The following is a 2,430-nucleotide window of genomic DNA, read 5'->3' on the forward strand; positions in this document are numbered from 1 at the left end:
TGGGACGTCACTTGCGCCCCATCCGTCAGTGAAGGAACGAGGAGAAAGCTATAGGAGGAATTAGGTGGATGTAAGGGGAGTGCTCCCTCCGCTCCGGCCGTGGCAGCCGGCACGCCTGCCCGCTTTACCGGGGCTTTACCCGCGTTTCCGCTGATCATCGACTGGTGTGATCGCTCTCGATGACTCTGCGCGTCTGATCAATCACGGTATTTTGTGACGTAAATCACATCATCTGGAGGAAACCGGAAGACCTTGCGATCACGTCCAAGTCGCCCTCCGTAGACGTGGCCGGTGTCCTGCGGGGGCCGGGCTCCCACTCCCGCCGGGCCCGTGCTGTCCGATGTCCACTCACCCGTGCCGTACGTACAAAGTGGTGCGTACAGCCCGCACAACGGAGAAGGACCCGGCTGGATGCCGGGTCCTTTCCTTACTTCATGGGATCGCCCAGGGGTTAGACGATCTTGCCGGACCAGTTCTTCTCGGCGGCCTTGTAGACGGCCAGGGTCTCACCGTCGAAGTACGGCGAAACGCTGGTGTCGATGCGGTTGTTGCCGGTGGTGTCGGACACACCGCTGGTAACACCCATCAGGTAGCCGAGCCGCTTGGCGTTGCTGTAGCGGTACAGCCACGCCGAGCCGAGGGAGCCCTCACCGGTGAAGGAGGACTTCAGGCCCATGAGCTCCTCGGCCTTCACGGCGGGGGCGGCGGCCTTGAAGGTCTTGCCGTACGACCACTTGAGGGTCTTGCCGGTGAAGGCGTGGTTGCCGTCCGGGTGCGAACCGCTCGGGTAGCCGAACATGAAGACCGCGGTGCCGATCTTCTGGTTGTAGGCGATGCCCTGGCCGCCGACGTTGGAGCCCAGGCTGCCGACGTCCTTCAGCTTCAGGTCCACGATGTGGCCGCGCAGCTTGTACCTGACGGTGTACTTCACCCAGTACGTGGCCTTGTACCAGCCGTTGTCCTTCGTGAAGTAGTACGCGCCGTCGCGGACTCCGTCACCCGGGTACTGGCGCTTGGAGACGCGCTCGACCTTGACGCCGTAGTTCTTGCCCAGGTTGCGGTCCCGCTTCTCACCCGTGGCGAGCTTCCCGGCGTCCGCGATCGAGATGTCCGTCAGCTGGCTGAACTTCTCGATGCTGACCGCGGTGGCCTCGGTGGTCTCCCTGCTCCGCGGCCCCGCCAGCTGGTGACCCGGGACGGTCACGATCTCGCCGGACCAGCCGGTCTCCTTGGTCTCCAGGTCCGCCTTGGCCTTCTCGGCCTCGGCCTTGCTGTTGAAGACGCGCTTGTCGACCCAGTTGCGGACCTTGTCCACGGTCTTGCCCTCGACCTGGACACCGTTGTAGACGGTCACGAACGCGTAGTCGCGGTCGCCGTCCTCGTAGACGGTGTAGTCGCTGTGGGTGTAGGCGGTCTTACCGACGTAGAGGCCCCACGGGGTCTTGCCCTGGTAGTAGCCGGGGACGAAGATCCAGTTGTTCAGGGTCTCCTTGTTGCTCTTGGTGTCGTAGACGCAGTGACCCGCGGTCGCCACCAGGTTCTTGTACTGCCCCTGAACCGAGGTGGCCGAGCACCAGTGCGGCTTGCCGTCGGCGCCGGTGAAGAACACCTTGCCCAGGGTCCGGGGCAGGTTGATGTTCTTCGTCTTGGCGGTGGCGGCCTTCTGGTCGCCGCTCGACCCGACGGTGCCGGGCTTGTCGCTCGCGGAGACCGGCGAGGTGGACTTGACGCCACGGACGTCGAGCGTGGTCTCCACGGCGTACGGCGTCGCGTTGACCAGGTTCGCCTTGGCCTCGCCGATCCAGTACTGCACGACCTGCTTGGCCGCGAAGTTGGTGTTCGCCAGGTTGACGGCCGGGACCGAGTCGGCGTGCGCGGGGGCCGAGATGGCGGCGGTGGCCAGCATGCCGGCCACGGCACCGCCGAGAGCGAGGGTGCGCTTCATTGCTTTCTCCCTTGGTCTGTCGTGAGGCGACACATGCGCCCCATCCGTCAGTGAAGGATCGATGAGAAAGCTATAGGAGGTTTTGACCGAATGTCAGGGCATCTTGGGGTGGGCATGGGCTGGGGCGGCCCAGGGCACCTCTCTGCTTTACCTGAGCTTTACCAACGTTTTGGCTGATAGCCAGCCTACATAAATGATCTTCGTTGCCGAGTGCGACTGGACGGTTACCGAAGCTTTGTGAGGTAAATCACATCGCCGGAGGGAAACCGGAAGGCCTCTCGATCACGTCAAAGTCGGCTCGGCGATGCGGCCGACGACCGCGGGTGGCATCCGACAACGCGGTCGAGGAGGGCGAACGAGCGCCCGTGCCGTACGCACTACGGCGGTCAGGACGCGTGCGCGAAGCGGACAGAACGTGGGCGCAAAAGGGAAAAGGACCCGGCTGGGTGCCGGGTCCTTTCCTTACTTCATGGGATCGCCCAGGG

General features: G+C 64.0%; 1 protein-coding gene. It reads right to left on the reverse strand.

All coding sequences use genetic code 11. The features are described from left to right. Positions 1-451 precede the first annotated feature (451 nt). Positions 452-1,945, reverse strand: a complete 1,494-nt coding sequence (locus ACFHYQ_RS06340) for a trypsin-like serine peptidase (RefSeq protein ID WP_394300137.1) — start codon at positions 1,943-1,945, stop codon at positions 452-454. Between the last annotated feature and the right edge of the window lie 485 nt (positions 1,946-2,430).

Source organism: Sphaerimonospora cavernae, from assembly GCF_042435035.1.
Taxonomy (GTDB): domain Bacteria; phylum Actinomycetota; class Actinomycetes; order Streptosporangiales; family Streptosporangiaceae; genus Sphaerimonospora; species Sphaerimonospora cavernae.